This is a genomic window from Allobosea sp. TAF32, from assembly GCF_052113585.1.
Classification (GTDB): Bacteria; Pseudomonadota; Alphaproteobacteria; order Rhizobiales; family Beijerinckiaceae; genus Allobosea.
Map to the genome: position 1 here is coordinate 19,528 of NZ_JBFRDM010000005.1, position 17,923 is coordinate 37,450.

Annotated in this window: 18 protein-coding genes; 7 read left to right on the forward strand and 11 right to left on the reverse strand. The window is 67.6% G+C overall.

The window, feature by feature from the left end; all coding sequences use genetic code 11:
- Positions 1-25: 25 nt before the first annotated feature.
- The 4 genes from purH to htpX all read right to left on the reverse strand — a co-directional run bounded on the left by purH (position 26) and on the right by htpX (position 5,847).
- On the reverse strand, positions 26-1,618 hold the full coding sequence (gene purH / locus AB4Z16_RS11890; RefSeq protein WP_441511554.1) for a bifunctional phosphoribosylaminoimidazolecarboxamide formyltransferase/IMP cyclohydrolase: 1,593 nt from the start codon (positions 1,616-1,618) through the stop codon (positions 26-28).
- A 94-nt stretch (positions 1,619-1,712) separates the two neighbouring features.
- A complete protein-coding gene (locus AB4Z16_RS11895) occupies positions 1,713-3,431 on the reverse strand; it encodes a heparinase II/III family protein (protein WP_441511555.1) in 1,719 nt (572 codons plus the stop codon).
- A gap of 120 nt (positions 3,432-3,551) precedes the next feature.
- Positions 3,552-4,916 (reverse strand): RsmB/NOP family class I SAM-dependent RNA methyltransferase, encoded by a 1,365-nt coding sequence (locus AB4Z16_RS11900; protein WP_441511556.1) that lies wholly within the window; start codon positions 4,914-4,916, stop codon positions 3,552-3,554.
- Position 4,917: 1 nt separating this feature from the next.
- Positions 4,918-5,847, reverse strand: coding sequence for a zinc metalloprotease HtpX (htpX, locus tag AB4Z16_RS11905; protein ID WP_441511557.1), 930 nt, complete (start codon positions 5,845-5,847; stop codon positions 4,918-4,920).
- A 122-nt stretch (positions 5,848-5,969) separates the two neighbouring features.
- On the opposite strand from htpX, the gene AB4Z16_RS11910 reads away from it, so the two are divergent.
- Both AB4Z16_RS11910 and AB4Z16_RS11915 read left to right on the forward strand, forming a co-directional pair.
- Positions 5,970-6,191 carry a DUF1674 domain-containing protein gene (locus tag AB4Z16_RS11910; RefSeq protein WP_441511558.1) on the forward strand — a complete coding sequence of 74 codons (222 nt, stop codon included), beginning with the start codon at positions 5,970-5,972 and terminating at the stop codon, positions 6,189-6,191.
- Positions 6,192-6,277: 86 nt separating this feature from the next.
- Positions 6,278-7,582 carry a class I SAM-dependent methyltransferase gene (locus tag AB4Z16_RS11915; protein WP_441511559.1) on the forward strand — a complete coding sequence of 435 codons (1,305 nt, stop codon included), beginning with the start codon at positions 6,278-6,280 and terminating at the stop codon, positions 7,580-7,582.
- A gap of 86 nt (positions 7,583-7,668) precedes the next feature.
- On the opposite strand, the gene AB4Z16_RS11920 is transcribed toward AB4Z16_RS11915, so the two are convergent.
- Positions 7,669-7,986, reverse strand: coding sequence for a DUF2853 family protein (locus AB4Z16_RS11920; protein WP_441511560.1), 318 nt, complete (start codon positions 7,984-7,986; stop codon positions 7,669-7,671).
- A 237-nt stretch (positions 7,987-8,223) separates the two neighbouring features.
- Here AB4Z16_RS11920 and AB4Z16_RS11925 point away from each other — a divergent pair, with 237 nt between their 5' ends.
- A complete protein-coding gene (locus AB4Z16_RS11925) occupies positions 8,224-9,171 on the forward strand; it encodes a 2-hydroxyacid dehydrogenase (protein WP_441511561.1) in 948 nt (315 codons plus the stop codon).
- A 3-nt stretch (positions 9,172-9,174) separates the two neighbouring features.
- Here the strand turns inward: AB4Z16_RS11925 and AB4Z16_RS11930 are convergent, their stop codons facing one another.
- The 4 genes from AB4Z16_RS11930 to AB4Z16_RS11945 all read right to left on the reverse strand — a co-directional run bounded on the left by AB4Z16_RS11930 (position 9,175) and on the right by AB4Z16_RS11945 (position 12,658).
- Positions 9,175-9,687, reverse strand: a complete 513-nt coding sequence (locus AB4Z16_RS11930) for a L,D-transpeptidase (RefSeq protein WP_441511562.1) — start codon at positions 9,685-9,687, stop codon at positions 9,175-9,177.
- A gap of 109 nt (positions 9,688-9,796) precedes the next feature.
- Positions 9,797-10,621: a heme ABC transporter ATP-binding protein gene (locus tag AB4Z16_RS11935; RefSeq protein WP_441511563.1), complete on the reverse strand. Its 825-nt coding sequence runs from the start codon at positions 10,619-10,621 to the stop codon at positions 9,797-9,799.
- Positions 10,614-11,693 (reverse strand): FecCD family ABC transporter permease, encoded by a 1,080-nt coding sequence (locus AB4Z16_RS11940; protein ID WP_441511861.1) that lies wholly within the window; start codon positions 11,691-11,693, stop codon positions 10,614-10,616. The genes AB4Z16_RS11935 and AB4Z16_RS11940 overlap by 8 nt, the downstream gene beginning before the upstream one ends.
- 20 nt (positions 11,694-11,713) lie before the next feature.
- The gene (locus AB4Z16_RS11945; RefSeq protein ID WP_441511564.1) at positions 11,714-12,658 is read right to left on the reverse strand and encodes a heme/hemin ABC transporter substrate-binding protein; all 945 of its coding nucleotides are present in this window, start codon (positions 12,656-12,658) and stop codon (positions 11,714-11,716) included.
- Between the two features lie 358 nt (positions 12,659-13,016).
- On the opposite strand from AB4Z16_RS11945, the gene AB4Z16_RS11950 reads away from it, so the two are divergent.
- From AB4Z16_RS11950 to AB4Z16_RS11960, 3 genes are all read left to right on the forward strand, one after another.
- Positions 13,017-13,364 carry an antibiotic biosynthesis monooxygenase family protein gene (locus tag AB4Z16_RS11950; protein WP_441511565.1) on the forward strand — a complete coding sequence of 116 codons (348 nt, stop codon included), beginning with the start codon at positions 13,017-13,019 and terminating at the stop codon, positions 13,362-13,364.
- A gap of 10 nt (positions 13,365-13,374) precedes the next feature.
- A complete protein-coding gene (gene hutX / locus AB4Z16_RS11955) occupies positions 13,375-13,896 on the forward strand; it encodes a heme utilization cystosolic carrier protein HutX (protein WP_441511566.1) in 522 nt (173 codons plus the stop codon).
- Between the two features lie 235 nt (positions 13,897-14,131).
- Positions 14,132-15,499, forward strand: a complete 1,368-nt coding sequence (locus tag AB4Z16_RS11960) for a hypothetical protein (RefSeq protein WP_441511567.1) — start codon at positions 14,132-14,134, stop codon at positions 15,497-15,499.
- 15 nt (positions 15,500-15,514) lie between these two features.
- Here the strand turns inward: AB4Z16_RS11960 and AB4Z16_RS11965 are convergent, their stop codons facing one another.
- Complete coding sequence (locus AB4Z16_RS11965) at positions 15,515-16,237, reverse strand: fused DSP-PTPase phosphatase/NAD kinase-like protein (RefSeq protein ID WP_441511568.1); 723 nt, start codon at positions 16,235-16,237, stop codon at positions 15,515-15,517.
- Positions 16,238-16,388: 151 nt separating this feature from the next.
- Here AB4Z16_RS11965 and ppa point away from each other — a divergent pair, with 151 nt between their 5' ends.
- Positions 16,389-16,928 (forward strand): inorganic diphosphatase, encoded by a 540-nt coding sequence (gene ppa, locus AB4Z16_RS11970; RefSeq protein WP_441511569.1) that lies wholly within the window; start codon positions 16,389-16,391, stop codon positions 16,926-16,928.
- 60 nt (positions 16,929-16,988) lie between these two features.
- Here the strand turns inward: ppa and AB4Z16_RS11975 are convergent, their stop codons facing one another.
- Complete coding sequence (locus tag AB4Z16_RS11975) at positions 16,989-17,864, reverse strand: HpcH/HpaI aldolase/citrate lyase family protein (RefSeq protein ID WP_441511570.1); 876 nt, start codon at positions 17,862-17,864, stop codon at positions 16,989-16,991.
- Positions 17,865-17,923 lie beyond the last annotated feature (59 nt).

Genomic DNA, 17,923 nt, shown 5'->3' on the forward strand with positions numbered 1-17,923 from the left:
GGGTGTCCCGCGGGCCGCGCCGCCGTCAATGGCGGAAGTGGCGGTGTCCGGTGAAGACCATGGCGAGGCCGGCCTCGTCGGCCGCCTTGATGACCTCGTCGTCGCGCATCGAGCCGCCGGGCTGGATCACCGCGGTTGCCCCGGCTTCCGCCGCCGCGAGCAGGCCGTCGGCGAAGGGGAAGAAGGCATCGGAAGCGACAACCGAGCCCTTGGCGAGGCTCTCAGTCACGCCCGCCGCCTTCGCTGCCTCGGCCGCCTTCCAGGCGGCGATGCGCGAGGAATCGACGCGGCTCATCTGGCCGGCGCCGATGCCGACCGTGGCACCGTTCTTGGCGTAGACGATGGCGTTCGACTTGACGTGCTTGGCGACGCGGAAGGCGAAGCGCAGATCGGCGAGCTCGCGCTCGCTCGGCTGGCGCTTGGTCACGACCCTGAGCTCCATGTCGTCGGCGACGGCGTTGTCGCGCGACTGGGCGAGGAAGCCGCCGGCGACGGTGCGCAGCGCGAGGCCGGGCGCGCGGACATCCGGCAGGCCGCCGGTGAGCAGCAGGCGCAAATTCTTCTTGGCGGCGATCATCGCGATTGCCTCCTCGTCCGCATCCGGTGCGATGATCACCTCGGTGAAGACCTCGACGATCTTCTTGGCGGCGGCCGCGTCGAGCTTGCGGTTCAGCGCGACGATGCCGCCGAAGGCCGAGACCGGGTCGCAGGCGAGCGCGCGCTCATAGGCTTCGAGCAGCGAGCCGCCGGCGGCGACGCCGCAAGGGTTGGCATGCTTGACGATGACGCAGGCGGCCGAAGCCTTCGGATCGAACTCGGCGACGCATTCGAAGGCGGCGTCAGTGTCGTTGATGTTGTTGTAGGAGAGCTGCTTGCCCTGGACCTGACGGGCGGTCGAGACGCCCGGCCGGTTCTCCGGCGTACGGTAGAAGGCGGCCCATTGATGCGGGTTCTCGCCGTAACGCATCGTCTCGGCGAGCGCGCCGCCCAGCGCCCGGAAGGCCGGCGCGGTGTCGCCGAGCTCATTGGCGAACCAGTTCGAGATCGCGGCATCGTAGGCCGCGGTCCGGGCATAGGCCTTCTGGGCGAGCTTGCGGCGCAGCGTCAGCGTGGTCGCGCCCTTCTGGGCCTCGAGGTCGGCGAGGACGGAGGGGTAGTCGGCCGGCTCGACCACGACAGCGACGTCGTGGTGGTTCTTGGCCGCGGCGCGGATCATCGCCGGGCCGCCGATATCGATGTTCTCGATGCAGTCATCATAGGCCTTGCCAGCCGCGACCGTCGCCTCGAACGGGTAGAGGTTCACGACGAGCAGGTCGATCGGCTGGATGCCGTGGCCGAGCATCGAGGCCTGGTGCTCGGGATGCGAGCGGATGGCGAGCAGGCCGCCATGGACCTTCGGATGCAGCGTCTTGACGCGGCCATCCATCATCTCGGGAAAGCCCGTGAGGTCGGAGACGTCGCTGACCGGCAGGCCGGCCTCGGCGATCGCCTTGGCGGTGCCGCCGGTCGAGACCAGCGCAATGCCGAGCTTGTGGAGGGCGCGCGCGAAGTCGATCAGCCCCGTCTTGTCGGAAACGGAAAGGAGAGCGCGTTCGACGCGGCGAAGTTCATTCGGCATCGGGGTTCTGGTCCGGCTTGGATTGCAGGGAAGGCTGTCGCGCGCGAGCTATCATGCTGCGGCGCGAAAGGCAAAGTTTGGCGTCGCAGAATCGTCACGCGTCGGGGGCGTGCCCGGCGGTTTCGCGTTCGGCAATGGCCGCGGCCACGGTCTTGCCCGCACGGGGATTGGCGGCGCTGATCCGGCTCAGGCGCCAGGCGATGCGCGGCGTCGTGGCGGCATCGAAGGCGACGACGAGCTGCTCCGTGCGGCGCCGCCCGTCGGAGGCGGCGAGAAAGAGGCTCTCCTCGATCACGATCGGCAATCCGCCGGCCTCGAAGCTCCAGACCTCGCCGGAAGCGAGCGCGAGCAGCGCGCCGCTGCCCTCGCGGACGAGGCTGGCGCGGATATTGGGGTGGAGATGAAAGCGGGCTGCGGCCGGCAGCGCCTCGCGCGGTCCGCCCAGCGCGACTTCGTCCTCACCCGAAAGCGTTGCGCCGTCATGGGCGAGCAGGAGGCGGCGGGAGTGGACCGCGCCGAGGCTGCGGCGGTAGCCGTCATGGCTGGCGACCCATTCGGGGCCCTCGGCACCGTCCTGCCGGGCTACGCGGACATCGCGCGGCCCCGAGACGATCCGCATCTCGCCGAGAACCATGCCGAAATTCGCGCTGGAGCGATCGTCGAGGACGAGAGCGGAGTGGGCTGCGGTGCTGCGCGCTGCGAGCCGGAGCTCCGGCGGCCCGAAGCGGCTGGCGCCGCAATTGACGATGATGCGCTGCGCGCCGCTTGAGAATTCGAAGGCGAGGCAGCCGGCATGGGCCTCGATGGAATAGGCGCCGTGCGGCGGTGCGCCGGCATCGGCGACCACGACGCTGCGGCCCGCGGAGAGGCGGCTATAGCCGGAATAGGCGGCATGCTCCGTCGGGCGGCCGCGCGCGTCGTCGTAGGCCGCGAGCGTCGCCATCAGATCGGGCGCGGTCGTCCCCATGCCGTTGAATAGGGCGAGCGAACCGTCGCCGTGCCGGAACAGGCGCAAATGCGGCATCATCCGCTCGATCGCGGTCAGCACTCCGCGCGGCGGTTCGAGCCCGCGCGCCGCGAACGTCTCCCGCAGCGGCAGCAGGTCGAGGAGAAGTTCGACCAGCATGCGCGGATTGCGCGAGAGGTGGCCGCCATCCGGCAGAATCTGCTCGTCGAGCTCGTCAGAGAGCATCGTCTCGGCGCGGCGGCGGCGAGCGTCCTGCCCATCGAGGCAGATGCCGGCAAGGGTGACCGCGATCAGGGCGTTCAGCCGGTCGGCCCCTTCCACAGCGCCGGCAAGCGCGAGGCTCAGCCGATCGGCCAGACGTGCGACATGGCGCAGGAAGCGCTCGTAGAAGGCGTGATCGGCGCCTTCCAACAGCAGCGGCGAGTGGGAGAGGAATGCGATCAGCCGGCGGGCCGCCACCGCCGGGCGGCGAGCGATATCATGCCGGTCACGGCGCCTGGCGATGAAATCCTCGACGAGGCTGCGGGCATTGGCGCGGGCGATCGCGGTGTCGGCCGCACGCATGTGGCGCAGCCAGCCGAAACCGTAGAGAGCCTCGGCCCAGGCTTCGCTCGGCGGCTCGACATCGAAGGGCGATTCGCCATGGCTGCGCAGCGTGCGGCCGGCGAAGCTGTAGTAGCCGGCATAGACGTCGCCGGCTGTCGTCGGATCGGCAGTGCGCAGATCATGCGGTGCGAAGAGGAGACGGGTCGGGGTGCTGCGCCCGAAGGGCCAGAGCTTGCGCGTCGCGCCGATAAGCTGGCCACGGGTCCGCCGCGCCGCCCGTCCGATCGCGGCCTGGGCCAATCCCCGTCGCTCAGACCAGCCGCTCAAAACCCCCGTATGCTCCGTCCCCGGGCGCGGCCCGATGCCGCGCGAATAGTACCAGAGGAGCCGCGCCGTCCCAGCGCGCGAATCCTTGCTCCGTCATAGCCTGATCAGACGGGTTGCGTAAAATCCCGCCCATCCGGAGAGGCGCGGGGATGCGCCCTTCAGCTGATGCGGCAGCGTCCGGAGATCGCCGTTTGCGTCGATCGCCTCAGCAAAACCGCCGATTTCGGCGACCTCGACGGGTTTGCGACGAAACTGGGGATGACGCGCGAGGAAAGCGGCGATCTGCGCCTCGCCCTCCGCGGCTTCGAGCGAGCAGGTGCAGTAGATCAGCCGTCCGCCGGGTCTCGTCAGGGCGGCCGCCGCATCAAGCAGGCGCGCCTGCAGGCCGGCGAGCCGGTCGCGATCCTCCGGCAGCTTGGTCCAGGCGACGTCCGGGTGACGGCGGATCGTACCGGTCGCGCTGCAGGGGGCGTCGAGCAGGACGGCGTCGAAGGGCTCGGCCTTCCAGGCTACGGCATCGGCCGTGACGACATCCGCCGTCAGGCCGAGGCGGGCGAGATTGGCTTTCAGGCGACGCAGGCGCGGCGCCGAGCGATCCAATGCCGTCACATCAGCGCCAGCGGCTGCGATCTGGGCGGTCTTGCCACCAGGCGCGGCGCAGAGATCGGCGATACGTTCGCCGGGTTGCGGCGCCAACAGCTTCACCGGCAACGCGGCAGCGGCATCCTGCACCCACCACTCGCCTTCATCGTAGCCCGGCAGCCCGGCGATGGCCTGCCGCTCGCGCAGCCGGACTGAGCCGGTCGGTAGGGCGATGCCGTCGAGCGTCTCGGCCCAGCGGGCGGGATCGGCTTTGACGGTGATATCGAGCGACGGTTCCTCGCGATGGCTCGCCGCGATCGCGGCAGCCGCTGCCTCGCCATAGGTCTCGCTCCAGCTTTCGGCGAGCCAATCGGGCGTGTCGAGGAGGGCATCCGCCTGCGCCTCGGCCAGGATCGCGTCCCGCTCGCGCACGATGCGGCGCAGCAGCGCGTTGCCGAGGGCGACGTAGCGCGCCGAGCGCGCGTCTTCATGCAGATGGCGGATCGCGAGATCGACGGCGGCGTGGTCGGGCACGTCGAGGAAAAGGATCTGCGCGACCGCTGCCGTCACAATCGGCTCGAACGGGCCGGATTTGCGCGGGCTGCCGCGTTCGAGGCGCGCATCGACGGCGTGCTGGATCGTGCCGAGGCGGCGGAAGGCGGTGACGGCAATGGCGCGCGCCAGCCCGGCGTCGGCTGCGTCGAGCCCCGAGGCCGGCAGCAGCCGGTCGACGGTCTCGTCGAGGGCGAGGCGCGCGCGCAGGACTTCATCGATGATGGTGGCGGCGAAGCGGCGGGCCGGCAGTCCGGGCGCATCGCTGCGTCCTGCTTCTGCCGGTTCCGGTGCGGGGCGGTTCGGGGAAGGGCGCTCGGCCATCTCAGCCCCAGGGCCCGGGCTGGCGGGGCGCTTTGCACCAGGGGCTGTTGTCGGCCTGGGCGGAGAAGCTCGCTCCGCCCGTGCTGCGGCCGATGCCCATGGCGCGGGCCTGCTCCATCAGCGCAGCGATGCGGTTGCCGGTGTCGGGATGGGTCGAGAACAGATTATCCATGCCGCCGCCGGTCAAGGGATTGATGATGAACATGTGCGCCGTAGCAGGCTTGGCCTCGGCTGTCTCGTTGGGAATGTGCTGGACGCCCGCCGCGATCTTGGCCAGGGCATCGGCGAGCCAGACCGGATTGCCGGCGATCTCTCCGCCGAGCTTGTCGGCCTCGTATTCGCGCGAGCGCGAGATCGCCATCTGGATCAGGGCGGCCGCCATCGGCGCGAGGATCGAGAGCAGAATCTGGACGACGAAGTTCGGGCGGTTGTCGCGCGAGCCGAAGAACATGCCGAAAGTGACGAGCGACGAGATCGCACCCGCGAAGGTTGCCGTGATCGTCATGGTCAGCGTGTCGTGATTCTTGATATGCGCCAGCTCATGCGCCATCACGCCAGCCAATTCCTCATAGGTCAGCGTGCGCAGGATGCCTGTCGTCGCCGCCACCGCCGCGTTCTGCGGATTGCGGCCGGTGGCGAAGGCGTTGGGCTGGTCTTCCTGGATCAGGTAGACGCGCGGCATCGGCATGTTCGCGCGCGCCGCGAGATCGCGCACCATGCCGTAAAGCTCCGGCGCGGTCCGCTCATCGACCTCCTGGGCGTTGTGTGCGGCAAGCGCCAGCCGGTCGGAATTCCAGTAGCTGAAAAGATTGGTCACGGCGGCGAAGCCGAGCGCCATCAGCATGCCGCCGCCGCCGCCGAGCAGATAGCCCACCGCGCCGAAAAGCGCGGTGAGGCCTGCCATCAACATGCCGGTGCGAACGTAGTTCATCGTTTCCCCTTCATCAGCAGCGCCGCGGGGCGGAAAGCCCTCGCGAAGGCCGGGTTCGTGCCCTATGTGGTGGGGGCGATCCCGATCCTGCAAGAGAAACCCTGCTAGGAAACGAGCCGAAAATGCCTGAGAAGGTCGAAGACGACGTGCCGTCTGATGCTGCAGAGCCCAAGAAGCTGTCGCCAGCCGCGCAGCGCGCGCTGGCCGAGGCGTCGGCCCGGCGGGCCGCTATCGATGCGCATGCGGCCGAGGTCGCAAAACAGCGCGAGCTCAACGGTCGTGGCGGGCTGGAGCCGGTGCGTTACGACGATTGGGAAGTGAAGGGCATCGCCAGCGATTTCTGAGCGCCAATCGGTCCCGGATATGCGGAACATTGCCAATCCGCGGCGTTGCGTCCAAACAGCAGCCGGAAAGCAGCGGATTCTCGGTCATGGACAGCAACGACAAGCGCCTCGCGGCCCTGCGCCGCCTTCTGAGCGAGGCGCATGACAAGCTCGGTCTGAAGCTCGGCTTCCGGCTCTGGGACGGCAGCTCGGTGCCCGCCTCCTGGCCCTCCGACGGGCTCGCCATCGCCATCGCCGATGCCGGTGTCCCGGCCGCGCTGATCCGCAAGCCCAAGCTCGACACGCTGCTCAATCTGCATATCACAGACCGCATCTCGATCCGGAACGGCTCGATCTTCGATCTCGCGGCGGCGCGGCCCGACGGCAAGGTCGGCAAGCTCGCACGCAACATCCCGAAGGGCGCGGTCTTCGACGTTGTCAGGCGCTTCATCTTTGCGCCCGGCAAGGCCGAGGCTGCCGTCAGCCACCGCAAGGGCGACGAGATTGCGCGCGACGGCGCGCCGGCCACCAACAAGGCCAACATCGCCTATCATTACGACGTCTCGAACGATTTCTACCGGCTCTTCCTCGACGAGGAGATGGTCTACACCTGCGCCTATTTCACCGAGGATCACGGTGACCTCGAACGGGCCCAGCGCGACAAGCTCGACATGATCTGTCGGAAGCTGCGCCTGAAGCCGGGGGACCGTTTCCTCGATATCGGCTGCGGTTGGGGCGCGCTGGTCTGCCATGCGGCCCGCTATTACGGCGTCGAGGCCCATGGCGTGACGCTGGCCGAGGAACAGCTCGCCCTGGCGCGCGAGAAGGTCGAGAAGCTCGGGCTTCAGGGCAAGGTCACGCTCCACCTCATGGATTTCACGCAGATGGTAGGGGAGTTCGACAAGATCTCCTCGATCGGCATGTTCGAACATGTCGGCATCCGCAATCACCCGTCCTATTTCCAGGCGGTTAATCGGCTGCTGCGGCCGCGCGGGCTCTATCTGCATCACTGCATCTCGCGCCGGGCCAAGAAGACGGAAAAGGCCTTCAACAAGATGCCGGCGGAATACCGCGCGCTGGTGCGTTACATCTTTCCCGGCGGCGAGCTCGACCATTTGGGCATGTCGATCGCCAATCTCGAGCGCCACGGCTTCGAAATTCACGATGTCGAAGGCTGGCGCGAGCATTACCAGCGCACGACGCGGCTATGGTGGGAAAGGCTCGAGGCGAACAAGGCGAAGGCCGAGGTCGAGATCGGCCCGGAGCGGACGCGGATGTGGCTGCTTTATCTCGCGGGCTGCTCGCTCGCCTTCGAGCGCGGCGGGGCGCTGGTCAACCAGACGCTGGTCTCGAAGCGGCGCAAAGGCCCGTCCGGCCTGCCGCTGACGCGTGCAGACCTTTATCGCGACTGAACGGGACTCCGGCCGGCGCCGCTGCCGGCCATGCCGTTCGTCCCTGCATATACGGATGGGAATGCCCGGACGGGCCGGGCCATGACCTACTTCTTGATGAAGAGGTCGAGCTTTCCGTGGTGTTCGGCCAGCAGATAGTAGAAGGTCAGGCGGGATTTGGTCCGGTCCGCCTTCATATGCTCGCAGACCGCCTTGATCGAACCGTCGAGATCGCCGGACTTCAGGCCGAGCTTCTTCTTCAGGAAATTCTCGCGGACGCGGTCGACCTCGGCGGGGTCCGAGCAGGCAACGTAGCGGGTGTCCGGCTTGCTCATCACGAGCGCATAGGCCTTCGACATCCCGCCGAAGGCCGCATCGTTCAGCGGCTTCTTGGCGAACTTCTTCACGTCGGCGAGGTGATCCATCTGGTTGCCCCTTCCTGGCCCGTGGAGGCACGGGCGGTTGCGCGTCGCGGCCGGAGGTTAACGCGGTTCCTTCCGGGCCGCGAGGGGAAAAAGCGCGTGATTGCCGGCTTTTGGAGCGATTCGATGCGTCTTTCGTCGAAGCCCGGAATGCGCAGGGCGGATGGCGGGCCGTTTGCCGATGTGGGTTGAGCGATCGGCGGCGCGGTGCTGCGATGCAGCATCTGCTGGAGCAATGCCATGAACCCGACGATACTGATGGTGCCGCGCATGCCGGAGGCCCTGATCGCGCGGCTCAAGGAGAATTTCACCGTGCTCGGGCCGATGGAGCGCTCGACGCCGGAGGCCTTACCGCCCGGCGCCGAGGAGGCCGAGGCGCTGCTCACGATGGGAAGCCTCCGCACCGATGCCGCGCTCATCGACGCTTTGCCGAAGCTCAGGCTGATCTGCTGCTACGGGACCGGCATTGAGGGCGTCGATCGGGCGCGTGCCAAGGAGCGCGGAATCGCGCTGGGCAATGCCGGGACGGCCAATGCCGCCAGTGTGTCGGAATTCGCCATGGGGCTGCTGCTCGCCACGGCGCGGCAGATCCCACAGGCCGACCGCTTCGTCCGGGCCGGGCGCTGGCAGGGCAATTCGGTCCAGCGCATGGCCTCGGTGCCGGGGCTGGCGGGGCGCAAGCTCGGCATCTACGGGCTGGGCGCCATCGGCAGCCGCATCGCGCGGCGCGCCGAAGCCTTCGACATGGAGATCGGCTATCACAATCGCAGCCGCCGCGCCGATACGCCCTATCTCTACCATGACAGCCTGCTCGGTCTCGCCGATTGGGCCGATCTTCTGGTGGTTTCGGCGCGTGCCAGCGCCGAGAACCGTCATGCGATCGATGCCGCCGTGCTGAAGGCGCTGGGGCCGCGCGGGCATCTTGTCAACATCTCCCGCGGCATCGCGGTCGACGAGGACGCGCTGTGCGCAGCGCTGGAGACCGGCGCGATCGCGGGTGCGGGGCTCGACGTCTACGAGAACGAACCCCATGTCTCCGACAGGCTGAAGGCGCTCGACAATGTCGTGCTGACGCCGCATATCGCGGCCGCCTCGGATACCGCGCAAGACGCACAGCAGGAGGTCATGCTCGGCAATCTCGAAGCCTTCTTCGCCGGGCGTCCGCTGCTCTCGCCGGTGGCGGTGTGACGCTCAGGGCATGACGACGACGGGAGTGCCCATCTGGACGCGGGCATAGAGGTCGATCACGTCCTGGTTGTGCATGCGGAAGCAGCCATAGGAGGCGGCAGTGCCGATCGTGTTCGGCATGTTCGTGCCGTGGATGGCGTATTGCCCTCCGGGGCCGAGGCCGATGACGCGCGCACCCATCGGGTTGCGCGGCGAGCCGCCGGGGATGACGTCTGGCAGGCGGGGATTGTCGCGCTTGACCTCGGCCGGCGGAGCCCAGGCCGGGTCGACCTGCATTTCCTCGACATATTTGACGCCGCGCCATTGCTTGCCGGCCTTGCCGACCGCGATGGTGTAGCGGATCGCCGTGCCGGGCGCGACGACGAAATACAGCTTCCGCTCGCCGGTGCGGATGAGGATGGTGCCGGGCTCGAAGCGGTCGTCGCGGAGCCCGATGACCTCGCGCGCTTCGGCGCTGGTCAGACTCGGCAATAACAAGGCAGCGGCGAGGCCGATGGCTGCGAGATGTCGGTCCATGGTCGAAACTCCCGTTCGGACGCGGACGGGGTTTAATCCTCAGTCATGAAGCATGGGTTGAGCGATATGGTGAAGCGGGATTCAGGATGAAGCGCCGGTGAATCGCCTTTCACACGGCGGGGCGCGAGCGGTGCTGCTGCGGTAGCAGGAAGGGCAGCCCCGGCGCCGGCGCGCGGCTCAGCGTCAGGTCGACCTTGAAGACCTGGCGCAGCAGGGCATCGTCGAGCGTGCGCGCCGGCGGGCCCTGCGCGATGATCTGCCCCTGATCCATCACCACCAGATGGTCGGCATAGGTCACGGCGAGGTTGAGGTCGTGCAGGACGATCAGGACCGCGACGCCGCGGGAGGCAATGCCGCGCGCCATGTCGAGCAGCGCCAGCTGGTGGCACAGATCGAGGCTGGCGATCGGCTCGTCGAGGAAGAGCACCTGCCTCTCGGCGACGCTGCGGCCGGCCTCGAGCTGGCAGAGCACGCGGGCGAACTGCACGCGCTGCTGCTCGCCGCCCGAGAGTGTCTGATAGCGGCGGCCCGCGAGGTCGATCACCCCCGCGGCGGCAAGGCTCTCGGCGACGATCGCCTCGCGGCGCCGGCGCGTCAGCGCCCGGCCGATCCCGTCGACGCCAAGGCTTGCGACCTCGTAGACGCTGAAGGGGAAAGCGAGGCGGGCATGCTGGGCCATGACGGCGCGCTGGCAGGCGAGGCGCCAATGGGGGATCGCCGCGAGCGGCTCTCCGGCGATGCGGACCTCTCCGCCGGCTGACTTCGCTTCGCCGGTCAGGAGCTTCAGCAGGGTCGATTTACCCGCGCCGTTCGGCCCGATCAGGATCGTGGTCGTGCCGCCCGCGAGCTCGAGGCTGGCGTCGGCGACCAGGCGGCGGCCACCTGCCGCGAAGCCGACGCCATGGGCGCAGAGGACGGGCGTCACTTCAGACATCGAGGGCGCTCGTGCGCCGCAGCAGCAGCCAGAGGAAGAAGGGCGCGCCGATCGTGGCGGTGACGATGCCGATCGGGAGCTCGGCCGGAGCGACGATCAGTCGCGCGACGATATCGGCTCCGACGAGCAGCATCGCGCCGCCCAGCGCCGAAAGCGGCAGCAGCAGCCGGTGGTCCGGGCCGACGCAGAGCCGGATCAGATGCGGCACGACGATGCCGACGAAGCCCACCATTCCAGCCGAAGCGACGCTGGCGCCGACGGCAAGCGCGACCAGCAGGATGGCCAGCGCCTTGATGCGTTGGACGGGGATGCCGAGATGGTAGGCTTCGGCCTCGCCAAGCATGAGCCCGTTCAATCCGCGCGCCAGCAACGGCATCAACAGGAGCAGCGGCAGAATGATCGGCGCGACGACAGAGAGCTTGGTCCAGCTCGCGCCGCCGAGGCTGCCGAGCGACCAGAAGGTCAGATCGCGCAGCTGGCGGTCATCCGAGATGAAGGAGAGCAGTCCCGTAAGCGCACCCGCCATGGCACCGAGCGCGACGCCGGCCAGCAGCATCGTGGCGACCGAGGTCCGGCCGCCGCGCGTCGCGATGAGATAGAGCGCCAGCGTCGAGACGAGGCCGCCGCAGAACGCTCCGATCGGCAGAGCGGCGAAGGGCAGCTTCATCATGGTGCCCGCGAGGAAGCGGTCACCGAGGACGATGGTGGCGGCGGCGGCGAGGCCCGCGCCGCTGGAAACGCCAACGAGGCCGGGATCGGCCAGCGGATTGCGGAACAGCCCCTGCATCAGTGCGCCGGAAACCGCGAGACCTGCCCCGACGAGCAGGCCGAGCAGCACGCGCGGCAGGCGGATGTTGAGAACGACGAGCGCGTCGCGTCCTTCCAGCAACGTGGCGTCTCCGGTCAGCTTCGCCATCAGGATCTCGGCGACGCGCCCCGGAGAAATGGAGATGGCACCCTGGCCGACGGCGACGATGGCGATCAGCAGACTGGCCAGGGAGAGCCCGACGACAGCCAGCAGGCCGGCGCGGCGCCGGCCGGCGATCAGTGTCGTCAGCGCGCCGGAAGCCATGGTGACGGGCGCCGCGAGGGTCACGGGGCAGCGGCCGTCTTCAACGGCGGGATCGCGGCCTCCGGATAGATCGATGCCATGAGGTCCCGCGCAGCCATTGGCGTGCGTGGGCCGAAGCCGAGCAGGTAGAGCCCGTCCATATGGACCAGCCGCTTCTCCTTGGCCGCGGGCGTCTGGGAGAAGGATGGCATGGCGAAGAGTTCGTCAGGCGTGGTGTTGTGGGCGCTGCTGTTGCGCATCATCAGCACCATCTCCGACGCGGCGGCGGCGATCGCCTCATCCGTCATCGGCTTGTAGCCCTCGATCGCGTCCGCGACGTTGATGCCACCCGCCAGCGAGATGATCGCATCGGCCGAGCTGTTGCGGCCGCCGACGAGGGCGCGGCCGTTCTGAAGCGATAGCAGGAACAGCACACGCTTCTTCTTGGCGATTCCGGCACGCAAATTGGCGAGTTCCTCGAACCGGGCCTTGGTCTGTTCCGCAAGGCGCTCGGCGGGAGCCGCCGCTCCGATGGCGGTGCCGATCGCGGCGATCTTGCTCGCGACCCCTTCCGGGGTCAGCCCGTCGCCTATGCGCGCGATCCTCACGCCGGATTCAGTCAGCAGCGAGACGGCATCCGGGGGGCCGGCACCGTCGATCAGCATGATGAGCGTCGGCTTGAGAGAAAGGACGCCCTCGGCCGAGAGAGCGCGGACGTAGCCGACATTCGCCTTGTCCTTCAGCGCCTCCGCGGGGAACTGGCTGGTGGAATCGATACCGACGATCCGCTCCTGCAGGCCGAGCGCATAGATCACCTCGGTGACGACGCCGCCGGCGACGACGATGCGCTCGGGCGTCTGCGCCAAGGCGGGTGCGACAGGGCCGAGCCCGGCCAGGGCGAGCAACGACAAGGCCGAGACCGTCAGCTCCCGTCGGTTCGGTTGCACCGGCGCGGAATGCATCGCTCGATCGTATGAGCCAGACATGGTGCAACTCCATTCGGACGCCGCCGGCGGGCAGCGGCCATTGCAATTCAATCCGATCGGCAGAGATCGTCTTGTTTAGAATGCTTCAATAAAGTAAATCACAGTTTTGAATTACTCAAAACAAGAATTGACCGAGTGTATTGTTGACGGTGATATTCATCTTTACTACAAGGGGTCAAGGGCAGCGCCTGTGCGCCGCCGGCTTCGGTCGCGGCGCGTCGTCGCGCGGCCTCTCCCGGCACGCATTCTCCGCGGTGAACGCTTCGCCAGGCGTTTTATCCGGAAATGGCGATGACCGGCCGCGTAGCGGCACCCTTTCATTTCAGCCGGCTCGCGGCTTCACATGCAGGATGCGTCGATGTTCATCGCCATGAATCGCTTCAAGGTCGTCAAGGGCGAGGAGGCCGCCTTTGAGACCGTCTGGTCCTCGCGCAAGAGCCGGCTCGACGAGATGCCCGGCTTCATCGCCTTCCACCTGCTCAAGGGGCCGGAGAAGGAGGATCATACGCTCTACTCCTCGCATACGAGCTGGGCCTCGAAGGACGACTTCGTCGCCTGGACGAAATCGGATCAGTTCCGCGAGTCGCATCGCAATGCCGGCCAGCCGCGCCCGAAGCCGATCTATCTCGGCCATCCCGAGTTCGAGGGTTTCGAGACGGTGCTGAGCGAGAGCAATCCGCACCTGCCGCGCCAGGCGGCCGAGTGAGGCTGCAACGATGACGACCGCCGATATCCCGACCCGCGATCCGATCGAGCATGCCCGCACGCTGCTCGCCGCCAAGCCCGACGGCCTTATCGAGGCCGTGGCGCGCGAAGCCAACGTCTCGACGCGGGCCGTGCTGGAGCTCCTGCCGGCCGAGCAGCGCCTCTTCCTGGCGCCCGAGCGGTTCGAGGATGTCTGGAAAGAGCTGGCAAGCTGGGGCACGGTGCTCTTTCTGATGCATACGCCCGACATCGTCCTGGAATGCGAAGGCTCGCTGCCAATCGGCAGCTTCGGCCATGGCTACTACAACATCCATGGCGACAGCCCGATCGGCGGGCACATCAAGGCTGAGAACTGCCGCGCGATCTACCTTGTCGATCGTAGCACGGCGCAGGGCCGGCGGGCCTGTTCGGTCCAGTTCTTCAACGGCGCCGGCGAGGTGATGTTCAAGATCTTCGTGCGGCGCGACGCCGCGCGCCAGCTGCTGCCGGATCAGCTGGAACGCTTCGAAGCGCTCAAGACCAAACACGCCTGAGCCCCAAAAAAGGCGACATGGTGCGCTTGATGCGCTGCGACCCGGGGCGGGATCACCGCCCCCTTTCCAGCTATCGGCCCGTGACCAAGCTTAATCGATCGTTAACCATACAGGCGCAGCCTCCTCGGCAGAAGGCGCGTCATCCGTGAATCAGTCCGCCAATCGTTCTTCCGCGAAGAGTGGCGCAGGACCGGTACGAGACGGCCCATCCGATCATCCGAGCATGGATGTCGATATGACCGCTCAAGTCGTCATGGAACGGGAGCAGCTCGCGCCACGCCAAGCCATCGGGCGCCTGTCGGCAGGCCGGCGCTTTGTTGCGGCACGCGCGCCGCTGCTGCGCTCCAGCCTGAGCTCCTCGATCCTGCTCGGCCTGCGCTTCATCCAGGCGCGGCTGATCTCGGTGTGGGGGTTGCTGGTTGCCGCCATCCTATGCCCGCCTTTCGTCTTTGCCGCCTTCGCCGTGTTCTCGGCGTTGGTCAATTTCGTTTCGATCGCCGCCCTGCTGCGGCTGGAAGCCGTCTTCTTCCAGAGCGCGGACCGCGCCCGGCTCGGGCATGCCTTCCGGCTCGCCGCCGTCGTCGGGCTGGCGTTTTGCGGCATCGCCGCGGTTCTGCTGATCGGGCTGGCGCTGTCGGGCTGGGTTGCTCCCGCCATTGCCCTGCTGTTCCTCGGTTCGCTGTCGGCGCGCGCGGTGCTTCGGCTGCTCTGGACGGAAGCGACTGCCGAGGGCGACTTCCGCGCGATCGGCAACAGCAATGTCGTTCAGGCCATCGCGCAGCCAGCGATCATGCTGGCCTTGATCGGCATCTTCGGGCCGAAAGCGCTCGCGCTTTTCATGGCCGACACGTTGGGGCATGTCCTTGCGGCGCTCTACCTGCTGCGGCGGCGCTGGGGCGCGATCTCGCCGCTGGTGGAACCGCGGCTGTGGACGTCGCAGAGCCTGCTCGTCGCGGCCTATCACTGGCGGAGCATCCCGCTGACATTGCTGCCGACCGCGCTGCTGTCATATGGCTTCGCGATCGCGCCGGTGCTCGCGCTCCCCTACGCCGCCAACACCGCGCTCGCCGCGCAGGTCGCGCTATCGATGCGCTTGCTCGACATGCCGACGCAAATGTTCGGCACGGTGTCGGCGCCGATCGCGTTGAATCGGTTGCGTGCTTATGCCGGCGCACGCCGTCGTTTCGTGGCGCGCGTGATGGCGGTCGGGCTGATCGGCGCCGCGGCGCTGCTGTTCGGCTCCATCGCCGTGATCGCAACTCTGGTCGAGCCGCTGTTCGACGGAACGCACTGGGACAATCTGGGCCGGGTTCTGGCGCTGCTTGCGCCGTTCTATGCCGGCATCGCGGTGCTGACGCCCCTTCAGGATATGGCGACGCTGTCGCGCCAGCCCGCCTGGCAGGTGCTGATCAATGCACTGGCGTTGGTCGCGATCATCGCGACGATGGTCTGGTTCAGGTCATTGTCGCCGGAGCTTCTGCAGGCGATCGGCGCAATTTCTATCCTGCGCGCCCTCGTCCATACGGGCTTCGTCTGGCTGCATCTCGGCGATGCCGAGGTCACGCCCGCGGGCGGCCCCGTCGTCGGAAGCCCGGCGCGCTGAGCCGCCGGGAGCTCGTCATTCCCGACGAAGCAACCCGTCAGCGACGAGCGAGGAAAACAGGCCGGGCTTGAACTCCTGCTCGAGCCGCTCCGGATCGTAGATGGTCTCGACCCAATCGAGGAATTCGATTCCCGTGGCGTCCCCCTCGCGGCGATAGGCCTCGAAGAAGGCATCGAGGATGCCGGTCTTGGCAAAGCGGAAATGGCCGTAGCGCAGCGCGAGCTGGCGCATGGCCTCCGCGAGCGGGCGCTTTTCGTGGATCAGGAGATAGAGGGCGGAGAAGAAGCCGGCCCGGTCGGCCCCCGACTTGCAATGCACAAGCACGGGCTCCTCGAGGCTCTCGAAGAAGCTTTTCGCATTGAGGATCGTCTCGCGCTCGGGCGCGCCGCGCGAGCGCAGGACGAAATCGATCAGCGTGATGCCGTGACGCTCGCAGGCTTCCTTCTGCAAGGGCCAGGAGCCGTGCTCGCGTCCGCCGCGCAGATTGACGATGGTCCTGACGCCCTTGCGGGCAAAGCCGGCTATCTGATGCGGAGCCGGCTGGGCCGAACGCCAGAGCCGCGGCGTCACCCGATGGGTATTGAGATAGGCCAGGCGGAAGATGCCGTGGTCGACAAGCAGCATATTGGCCCAGGCGCGCAGGCGCTGGCCGCGGCTCTCGATCGGCCGATCCCAACGTGCGATGCGGGCCATGCGCCGGGCGTAACGCTCCGCATCGGGGCGCAGCCGGGTCAGCACGGAAGGGCCTTGGTCGTTTTCATGCACCGCCCGATACCAGCGTGACTCCGGCAGCGCAAATCATTGGGCAACCGAAAACCAAGGAAGGGGTTGGCCTTTTCGCTCCGAACTTGCATAAGGCCCGGCGAAATTTTGTAACGACAGGTTCCCCATGCGCATCGATGCCATCTCCATCGGCAAGAACCCGCCCGACGAAGTCAACGTCCTGATCGAAGTGGCGATCGGAGGCGAGCCGATCAAGTATGAGATGGACAAGGAAGCCGGAACGCTCTTCGTCGACCGCTTCCTTTACACGCCCATGCGCTACCCTGGGAATTACGGCTTCATCCCCCATACGCTTTCGGAAGACGGCGATCCCTGCGACGTCCTGGTTGCCAATACGCGCCCGCTGGTGCCGGGTTCCTATATCGCGGTCCGGCCGATCGGCGTGATGCTGATGGAGGATGAGGGCGGCGGCGACGAGAAGATCATCGCCGTGCCCGTGCCGAAGCTCACCAAGCGCTACGAGAACGTCCACAACTACACCGATCTGCCGCAGATCACGCTCGACCAGATCCAGCACTTCTTCGAGCACTACAAGGACCTCGAGCCCGGCAAGTGGGTGAAGCTCAAGGGCTGGGGCGATGCCGCGGAGGCCAAGAAGCTGATCGTCGAGGCCATGGAGCGCGCCAAGGCTGCCAAGAAGGGCTGAGGCCGCCTTCTACGGGTCCAGAGTCCACGGGGCTGCGCCAGGCGCGGCCCCGTTTTCGTTTCACGCCGCAATCGCCTCGGCCAGCGCCACGGTACGGCGCGCGATTTCGGCATGGAGCAATTCGACCATGCGGCCTTCGAGCTGGATAGCGCCCTTGCCCGCATTCTCCGGCAGATCGAAGGCGGTGATGATGGCGCGGGCCCGCGCCAGTTCCGCCTCGTCCGGCGCGAAGATCATGTTTGCGGGCCCGACCTGCGACGGGTGGATCAGGGTCTTGCCGTCGAAGCCGAGGTCGCGAGCCTGCTCGCATTCGGCAAGGAAGCCGGCCTCGTCCTTGATGTCGTTGTAGACGCCGTCGAGGATGTCGATGCCATGGGCCCGGGCTGCCAGAAGGGCGCTGGTCAGCCAGGGCAGCATGGTCGCGCGGCCCGGCACGAAGCGGGCCCGCGTTTCCTTGGCGAGGTCGTTGGTGCCCATCACGAAGCAGGCAAGCCGCGTTGCCGGATCGCGCGCGGCGCGGGCGATGCGCTCGACCTCGAGGATGGCGAGCGGGGTCTCGATCATCGCCCAGATTGCGATCGCGGGGTCGGCCCACAGGCCGGTCAAGCGGCCGCCGATTTCCTGCAGCGTCTCCGGGGCCGCGACTTTCGGGATCAGGATCGCCTGCGGCTTCGCCTCCGTGGCGGCGGCGAGATCATCAGCGAACCAGGGCGTTCCGACACCGTTGACGCGGATCACGAGCTCGCGCCCGCCATATCCGCCCGCCTTCACCGCGGCACAGACCTGCTCGCGGGCTGTGGTCTTGGCATCGGGTGCGACGGCATCCTCCAGATCGAGGACGAGGACGTCGGCCGCGATCTCGCGGGCCTTTTCCAGCGCGCGGGCGTTGGAGCCGGGCATGTAGAGGGCGCTGCGGCGGGGGCGTATCGTGGTCATCGTCTCTCCTGACACGGCCGGCTTGTATTGCACTGCACAGTAGAGCAACGCAGCTGCAA

What these genes read in the sequence shown, in the direction of transcription:
- AB4Z16_RS11975 (WP_441511570.1), bottom strand. Translation starts at nt 17,864, where the DNA reads ATGACCACGATACGCCCCCGCCGCAGCGCCCTCTACATGCCCGGCTCC.
- htpX (WP_441511557.1), bottom strand. Translation starts at nt 5,847, where the DNA reads ATGAACTACGTTCGCACCGGCATGTTGATGGCAGGCCTCACCGCGCTT.
- AB4Z16_RS11935 (WP_441511563.1), bottom strand. Translation starts at nt 10,621, where the DNA reads ATGTCTGAAGTGACGCCCGTCCTCTGCGCCCATGGCGTCGGCTTCGCG.
- purH (WP_441511554.1), bottom strand. Translation starts at nt 1,618, where the DNA reads ATGCCGAATGAACTTCGCCGCGTCGAACGCGCTCTCCTTTCCGTTTCC.
- hutX (WP_441511566.1), top strand. Translation starts at nt 13,375, where the DNA reads ATGACGACCGCCGATATCCCGACCCGCGATCCGATCGAGCATGCCCGC.
- AB4Z16_RS11920 (WP_441511560.1), bottom strand. Translation starts at nt 7,986, where the DNA reads ATGGATCACCTCGCCGACGTGAAGAAGTTCGCCAAGAAGCCGCTGAAC.
- AB4Z16_RS11915 (WP_441511559.1), top strand. Translation starts at nt 6,278, where the DNA reads ATGGACAGCAACGACAAGCGCCTCGCGGCCCTGCGCCGCCTTCTGAGC.
- AB4Z16_RS11910 (WP_441511558.1), top strand. Translation starts at nt 5,970, where the DNA reads ATGCCTGAGAAGGTCGAAGACGACGTGCCGTCTGATGCTGCAGAGCCC.
- AB4Z16_RS11930 (WP_441511562.1), bottom strand. Translation starts at nt 9,687, where the DNA reads ATGGACCGACATCTCGCAGCCATCGGCCTCGCCGCTGCCTTGTTATTG.
- AB4Z16_RS11900 (WP_441511556.1), bottom strand. Translation starts at nt 4,916, where the DNA reads ATGGCCGAGCGCCCTTCCCCGAACCGCCCCGCACCGGAACCGGCAGAA.
- AB4Z16_RS11940 (WP_441511861.1), bottom strand. Translation starts at nt 11,693, where the DNA reads ATGGCTTCCGGCGCGCTGACGACACTGATCGCCGGCCGGCGCCGCGCC.
- AB4Z16_RS11950 (WP_441511565.1), top strand. Translation starts at nt 13,017, where the DNA reads ATGTTCATCGCCATGAATCGCTTCAAGGTCGTCAAGGGCGAGGAGGCC.
- ppa (WP_441511569.1), top strand. Translation starts at nt 16,389, where the DNA reads ATGCGCATCGATGCCATCTCCATCGGCAAGAACCCGCCCGACGAAGTC.
- AB4Z16_RS11925 (WP_441511561.1), top strand. Translation starts at nt 8,224, where the DNA reads ATGAACCCGACGATACTGATGGTGCCGCGCATGCCGGAGGCCCTGATC.
- AB4Z16_RS11960 (WP_441511567.1), top strand. Translation starts at nt 14,132, where the DNA reads ATGACCGCTCAAGTCGTCATGGAACGGGAGCAGCTCGCGCCACGCCAA.
- AB4Z16_RS11945 (WP_441511564.1), bottom strand. Translation starts at nt 12,658, where the DNA reads ATGTCTGGCTCATACGATCGAGCGATGCATTCCGCGCCGGTGCAACCG.